The 6,025-nt window shown below is 71.4% G+C and carries 8 protein-coding genes and 1 pseudogene; 7 read left to right on the top strand and 2 right to left on the bottom strand.

Going from position 1 to position 6,025, the window contains the following annotated elements:
* From AOK08_RS26765 to AOK08_RS26740, 6 genes are all read left to right on the top strand, one after another.
* A partial coding sequence (locus tag AOK08_RS26765) for an SDR family oxidoreductase (RefSeq protein WP_157876808.1) occupies positions 1-177 on the top strand: 177 nt, incomplete at its 5' end.
* A gap of 55 nt (positions 178-232) precedes the next feature.
* Positions 233-1,246 (top strand): aldo/keto reductase, encoded by a 1,014-nt coding sequence (locus AOK08_RS26760; protein ID WP_055530702.1) that lies wholly within the window; start codon positions 233-235, stop codon positions 1,244-1,246.
* Positions 1,237-1,971 (top strand): FadR/GntR family transcriptional regulator, encoded by a 735-nt coding sequence (locus AOK08_RS26755; protein WP_055530700.1) that lies wholly within the window; start codon positions 1,237-1,239, stop codon positions 1,969-1,971. Before AOK08_RS26760 ends, AOK08_RS26755 begins: the two co-directional genes overlap by 10 nt.
* A gap of 114 nt (positions 1,972-2,085) precedes the next feature.
* Positions 2,086-2,562, top strand: a complete 477-nt coding sequence (locus AOK08_RS26750) for a MarR family winged helix-turn-helix transcriptional regulator (protein WP_055530698.1) — start codon at positions 2,086-2,088, stop codon at positions 2,560-2,562.
* A complete protein-coding gene (locus AOK08_RS26745; RefSeq protein ID WP_055530696.1) occupies positions 2,559-3,041 on the top strand; it encodes a MarR family winged helix-turn-helix transcriptional regulator in 483 nt (160 codons plus the stop codon). The genes AOK08_RS26750 and AOK08_RS26745 overlap by 4 nt, the downstream gene beginning before the upstream one ends.
* A gap of 41 nt (positions 3,042-3,082) precedes the next feature.
* Positions 3,083-3,442 carry a tetratricopeptide repeat protein gene (locus tag AOK08_RS26740; RefSeq protein ID WP_107101056.1) on the top strand — a complete coding sequence of 120 codons (360 nt, stop codon included), beginning with the start codon at positions 3,083-3,085 and terminating at the stop codon, positions 3,440-3,442.
* A 108-nt stretch (positions 3,443-3,550) separates the two neighbouring features.
* Here AOK08_RS26740 and AOK08_RS26735 read toward each other — a convergent pair whose 3' ends face one another.
* The gene (locus tag AOK08_RS26735; protein WP_055530692.1) at positions 3,551-4,987 is read right to left on the bottom strand and encodes a PepSY-associated TM helix domain-containing protein; all 1,437 of its coding nucleotides are present in this window, start codon (positions 4,985-4,987) and stop codon (positions 3,551-3,553) included.
* Between the two features lie 201 nt (positions 4,988-5,188).
* On the opposite strand from AOK08_RS26735, the gene AOK08_RS26730 reads away from it, so the two are divergent.
* A complete protein-coding gene (locus AOK08_RS26730) occupies positions 5,189-5,830 on the top strand; it encodes a peptide deformylase (RefSeq protein ID WP_055530690.1) in 642 nt (213 codons plus the stop codon).
* A 74-nt stretch (positions 5,831-5,904) separates the two neighbouring features.
* On the opposite strand, the pseudogene AOK08_RS47610 reads toward AOK08_RS26730, so the two are convergent.
* Positions 5,905-6,025: pseudogene (locus AOK08_RS47610) on the bottom strand (peptide deformylase); the annotation flags it as partial.

Raw genomic sequence — 6,025 nt, 5'->3', positions numbered from 1 at the left:
ACCCAGGCCCTCCAGGACGACCAGGCCCGCAGCAAGGCCATCCTCGAACGCATCCCCGCCGGACGCTGGGGCAACGCCGACGACCTCGCCGGAGCCACCGTCTTCCTCGCCTCCGACGCCGCCAACTACATCCACGGCACCACCCTCCCCGTCGACGGCGGCTGGCTCGGCCGGTAACAGGCACCGCGTCCGACAAACGCCCTACGAAACCTGCCTCCCAGGAGATCCCGCCATGCGACACCGAAAGATCCCGAACACCACGGTCGAGCTCACCGAACTCGGCTTCGGCGCCTCCGTCATCGGCAACCTCTACCGGGTCACCCCGGCCGAGGGCGCGGCGGCCGCGATCAACGCGGCCTGGGACGCGGGTATCCGGTACTACGACACCGCACCCCACTACGGCCTCGGCCTCTCCGAACAACGCCTCGGAGCAGCCCTGCGAGAACGCCCCCGGGACGAGTACGTCATCTCCTCCAAGGTCGGCCGCCTCCTCGTCCCCAACGAACACCCCCAGGGCGTCGACACCGACGGCTTCGCCGTACCCGACGACCTGCGCCGCCAGTGGGACTTCAGCCGCGACGGCGTCCTGCGCTCCATCGAGGCAACACTGGAGCGGACCGGCCTCGACCGCCTCGACGTCGTCTACCTCCACGACCCCGACGACCACTGGCAACAGGCCGCCGACGAAGCCATGCCCGCCCTCGCCGAACTCCGCGACCAAGGCGTCATCGGCGCCATCGGCGCCGGCATGAACCAGTCAGCCATGCTCGCCCGCTTCCTCCGCGAAACAGCCGCCGACATCGTCATGCTCGCCGGCCGCTACACCCTCCTCGACCAGACAGGACTCGACGACGTCCTGCCCGCCGCACAGGAACACGGCAAGAGCGTCGTCGCCGTCGGCGTCTTCAACTCCGGCCTCCTCTCCCGCGACCGGCCCGCCGAAGGCATGAAATACGACTACCAGGACGCCCCAGCGGAACTCATCGACCGCGCACGGGCGATCGCCGACGTCTGCGAACAGCACGGCACGACCCTCCCGGCCGCAGCCATGGCATTCCCGTTCAGCCATCCCAGTATCATCAACGTCACGCTCGGCATGCGGAGCCCCGAACAGGTGGAACGCAACGCGGAACTCCATCGTCGGCACATCCCCGAAGGCCTTTGGGACGATCTTCGTACCCAGGCACTGATCAGGTCGGACGTGCCCGCGGAGAGCGGTCATGAAAGGAGCTCCCGTTGTCACTGACGGACAAGGCCATAGAACAGATCCGTGAACTGATCCGCACGGGCGCCCTGCCACCGGGATCGAAGCTCCCGCCGGAACCGGATCTGGCGGCCCAGTTGGGCCTGTCCCGCAACCTCGCCCGCGAGGCGGTCAAGGCACTCGCCGTCGCGCGGATCCTGGAGGTCCGCCGGGGCGACGGCACTTACGTGACCAGCCTGGAGCCCCGGCTGCTCTTCGAGGGCCTCGGCGGAGCGGTGGAACTGCTCCAGGGAGACTCGGCCGCCCTGCAGGACCTCATGGAGGTACGCCGGCTCCTCGAACCGATGGCGACCGCGCTGGCCGCCACCCGGATCTCCGACGACCAGCTCGCCGAGGTCAAGACGCACCTGGACGCCATGCGCGAGGCACGCGACGACATCAAGCGGCTCAGCGTCCACGACGCGGCCTTCCACCGCGCCGTCGTGGCGGCGACGGGCAACGACACGCTGCTCACTCTCCTGGAGGCCATCTCCGGCCGTACGCTGCGCGCCCGTATCTGGCGTGGGCTGGTCGACGCCCAGGCCGCCGGGCGCACCCTCGCCGAGCACGAGGCGATCTACCGGGCGCTGTGCATAAGGGATGTGTCCCTCAGCCAGGCCGCCGCTCTGCTGCACGTGAGCAGCACCGAACAGGGGCTGCGCGAACACCTGGCCTCCGCCGAATTCCTGCCCGGCCAGGAGCCGACGACGGGCACCGTCAAGACCTGACCGTCACCGCCGGAAGCGGCGGACGGGGGGAACTGCCCCCGTCCGCCGCTTCCGGCGTCTCTCCCCACGCTCACTTAGTAGCCATGGACATAGTATCCATGTACTGTATCTGTCATGAGTTCGACATCCGAGGGCGCGACGCCCGGCTATCTGGTCTGGCGTCTGTCGACGAAGTGGCGCGTGGCCGTCGACCGGGCGGTCGCCCCCCTGGGGCTGACCCACGCGCAGTACGCCCTGGTCGCGTCGCTGTACGGGATGCGGCGCACCGGTTCGCGCCCCAGTCAGCGGCAGCTCGCCGACCACACCGGCCTCGAACCGCTGTACGTGTCGAAGCTCGCCCGCGCCCTGGAGACCGCCGGTCTGCTCGAACGCACCCGGGACCCACAGGACCCGCGTGCCGTGCGGTTGGCCCTCACCGAGGAGGGCCGGGAGGTCACCTGGCGCGCGATCACTGTCGTACAGGGGCTGTTGCAGCAATTGCTGGAGCCCCTCGGGGGTTTGGGCAGCGAGCGCACCCGGGACTTCACCCGCGATCTGGCACTACTGCTCGACACCCCTCTCCACGCCGACTCCGAGAAGGAGCAGTCATGACCACACCCACCACCACATCCACCGCAACCCCCGGCACGCCGGTCCTCGATGCCCGCCTCATAGGCCTCGCCCACTACGCCGGGCGGGCGGTCCTGGAGAACGTGCTGGCCCGGCACGGTGTCACCTTCCAGCAGTCGGTGACGCTCAGGCTCGTCGCCATCGCCGAGGGGCCGGTCGAGCGCGAGTCGCTCGTCGGCGAGATCGGCGGCGCGCTGAAGATCGACAGGGCCGAGGCGCACACGGTCGTCGGGCAGCTTGTCGAAGGTGGGCTGCTGACGGCCGACTCCACCCGGCTCACGATCACGGACGCGGGCCGCGAGCTGTACCGCATCACCAGCGGCGAGACCGCCCCGATCTCCGCACGGATCTACGCCGGCATCCCCACGGAGGATCTGGCCGTCGCCGGCCGGGTGCTGTCCCTGATCATCGGGCGGGCCAACGCCGAACTGACCGCCCTCGCCGGACCAGCGGCGGAATGATTCTCGGCCCTGGCCGGTTACCGCCTCCGAAGGAGGCACGAGTGGAGACCACGACCAACACCTACTACGACCACGGGACCGCCGCCGAGCGCTGGGAGCGGGCGGGGCTGTTCTTCGAGGCCAAGGACTACGCCGGCGCGGCGCGTGTGCTGGGCGGGCTGGTCGAGGAGGCGCCGGAGCAGACCGCACCCCGCCTGCTGCTGGCCCGCGCCTACTACCACTCGGCCCAGCTCAAGCGCGCCGAGGCCGAGTTGCGCGTCCTCGTCGAGCGCGACCCGGTGGAGCAGTACGCCCGGCTGCTGCTCGGGCGCACGCTCCAGCGGCAGGGCCGCCATGAGGAGGCCGCACCGCACATGAAGCTCGCCTCGGCCCTCGCGGGCGACTTCGACGCCTTCGAGTAGTCCACGGAATCCACGTGGTCCACGACAGGCAGGACGGCCCGGCTCCCCTTCCGTTGAATTCGGGGGGAGCCGGGCCTTCTCGTACCACCTACCGTCACCGTTTACCGTCTACGGCTTGGCGCCGGCCCGCTCCCCGGATGTCCGGTTGCCACGCCGGTGGTCGATCTCGCCAAGGATCACGTCGAGGGCGATGAAGGCGGCCAGCGGAATGCCGAGCAGCGGAACGAAGTAGCCCACGACGGCCACGCCCGCCAGCAGCGTCACCAGGAGCAGCGGGGGCACCTGCTGCCAGGCGCCGCGCGGGATCGGGCGGCCGAAGGCGGAGGCCCTGCCGCGCTGCCACCACATCCGGTAGCCCCAGACGATGAGCAGGACGAGCGAGAGCGCGAGGGCCATCAGCACGAGCTGGTTGACGATCCCGAACAGGATCCCGCTGTGCGCGTCGATACCCCACCGGGTCAGTTTCGCGAGCACCGGAAAGTCCGCGAAGCGCAGGACGTCGAGCACCTCGCCCGTCGACGGGTCCACGGCGACCGCGTCCTGCTTGGTGGGCCAGCTCCGCTGGACCTGCTTCACGACGTACGCGGAGGACTCGTCGGCGGGCGGGACGATCTCGACGGGGTCGCCCAGGCCCTCGGCGCGGGCGGCGGCCAGCACCTTGTCGAGGCCGACGCCGTGCTCGGCGGCGCTCCCGGCACCGGCCGCCGCGCCGTGCCCCGTGTGCTCGCCGCCCGCCGCGGCCGACACCGACGGGGTGGACTGGCCGAGGCTGGTGCGCAGGACGTCGATGTTCTCGCCCGCGTACGTCGACCAGGTGAGGCCAGTGGCGGAGAGAAAGATGAACCCGGCCGAGGCCCAGACGCCGACGGTGCCGTGCAGACCGAGGGTGCGGCGCCGTCCGCTGGTGCCGCGCACCTTGCGCTGGGTGCGGCGGCGGGCGAACCACAGCACCAGGCCGCCGCCCGCGATCACCCACAGCCAGCTCGCGGCGAGTTCGCTGTACAGGCGGCCGTTCTCGCCGAGGTGCAGATTGCGGTGGAACTCGCTGATCCAGGTGCGCAGGGGCAGCGCGCCCGACGCCCCGTACTGTTCGAGCGCGCCCTTGACCTTCGCGGTGTACGGGTCGACGAACACCGCGAGCGTGTGGCCCTCGCCCACGCCGGGCACGCCCGAGAGCATGACCCTCGTCGTGGCGTCGTCCTCGGGCGAGGGGCGTACGGCCGCGACGGTGCCCTCGGGATGCGCCTTGCGGGCGGCGGCCACCTGCGTAGAGATCGGCAGCTTGGTGTCCCCCGCCGAGCCCGCGGAGACGGTCAACTCGTCGGCGTAGATGATCTTCTCGGCCTGGTACGAGGCCGCGTACAGCGCCCCGCTCAACGCTGCGACCAGCAGGAACGGGGCGACGAGCAGGCCCGCGTAGAAGTGCAGCCGCAGGACGAGCGGGCGGAGCGTGGCGGCTGCGGACGGTTTCGCCGGGGTGGCGGGATGCGACGGGTCCGGCGCGTCCGGGGACTCGTCCGTCGTGGTCGTGGGAGCGGTGGACATCGGCGGGCTTCTCCGGGGGCTGGGGACAGGGATGGAAGCGAGGAGCGGGGAAGACGGCTGTGGGGGATGCGTACGCGGGCCGTGCGACCGTGCGGCCGGTCCAGTAGTCGGACCGGCGGGCCTTCGAGTTCCCGGCCCCTTCAGTGGCGTACGTCACACAAGTGGGCCCCGGGTGTCAGAGGCGCGTGGCATCCTGGCGCCATGGCAACTCCCCATGACCCGAGCGCCCTTGCCGACCGGGTCGAACGACTCCTCGCCGTCGGCGGCCCGTTGCCGATCGTCGCCGCCGGAGACCCGGTGCTGCGCCGTGGCACCGTTCCCTATGACGGGCAGCTCGGCCCCGAGTTGCTGGCCCGCTTCGTCGAGGCGCTGCGCGAGACCATGCGTGCCGCTCCGGGCGTCGGTCTGGCGGCCCCGCAGGTCGGGGTGGGACTGCGGATCGCGGTTGCCGAGGACCCCGCGCCGGTTCCCGAGGAGGTGCGGGTGGCGCGCGGGCGCGTGCCGCTGCCGTTCCGGGTGCTGGTGAATCCGGCGTACGAGGCGGTCGGCGCCGAGCGGGCCGCGTTCTTCGAGGGCTGTCTGAGCGTGCCGGGCTGGCAGGCGGTGGTGTCCCGGCCGGCGTCGGTGCGGCTCACGGGCCAGGACGAGTACGGGCGTGCCGTGGACGAGGTGTTCACGGGCTGGCCGGCCCGGATCGTCCAGCACGAGACCGATCATCTCGACGGCACGCTCTATCTCGACCGCGCGGAGCTGCGCTCGCTCTCCTCCGGCGCGGCGATGGCGGAGCGGTGGGCCCAGCCGACCCCGGCGGAGGCGGCGAGAGAACTGGGCTTCCCCCTCTGACCGCCCCCGCCCCCAACCGGGCCTGCCACCACGGGAAGTAGTCGGAGGGCAGGCCCGGTTGGGGGCGGGGGCGGTCAGAGGGGGAAGCCCAGTTCTCTCGCCGCCTCCGCCGGGGTCGGCTGGGCCCACCGCTCCGCCATCGCCGCGCCGGAGGAGAGCGAGCGCAGCTCCGCGCGGTCGAGATAGAGCGTGCCG

It is taken from the genome of Streptomyces graminilatus (assembly GCF_001418565.1).
Lineage (GTDB): Bacteria > Actinomycetota > Actinomycetes > Streptomycetales > Streptomycetaceae > Streptomyces > Streptomyces graminilatus.
The sequence above is the reverse complement of the archived record's forward strand: the minus strand, read 5'-3'. Positions and strand labels throughout refer to the sequence as shown.

Coding starts and splice junctions, on each gene's coding strand:
- AOK08_RS26760 (WP_055530702.1), top strand. CDS start 233: ATGCGACACCGAAAGATCCCGAACACCACGGTCGAGCTCACCGAACTC.
- AOK08_RS26750 (WP_055530698.1), top strand. CDS start 2,086: ATGAGTTCGACATCCGAGGGCGCGACGCCCGGCTATCTGGTCTGGCGT.
- AOK08_RS26745 (WP_055530696.1), top strand. CDS start 2,559: ATGACCACACCCACCACCACATCCACCGCAACCCCCGGCACGCCGGTC.
- AOK08_RS26735 (WP_055530692.1), bottom strand. CDS start 4,987: ATGTCCACCGCTCCCACGACCACGACGGACGAGTCCCCGGACGCGCCG.
- AOK08_RS26730 (WP_055530690.1), top strand. CDS start 5,189: ATGGCAACTCCCCATGACCCGAGCGCCCTTGCCGACCGGGTCGAACGA.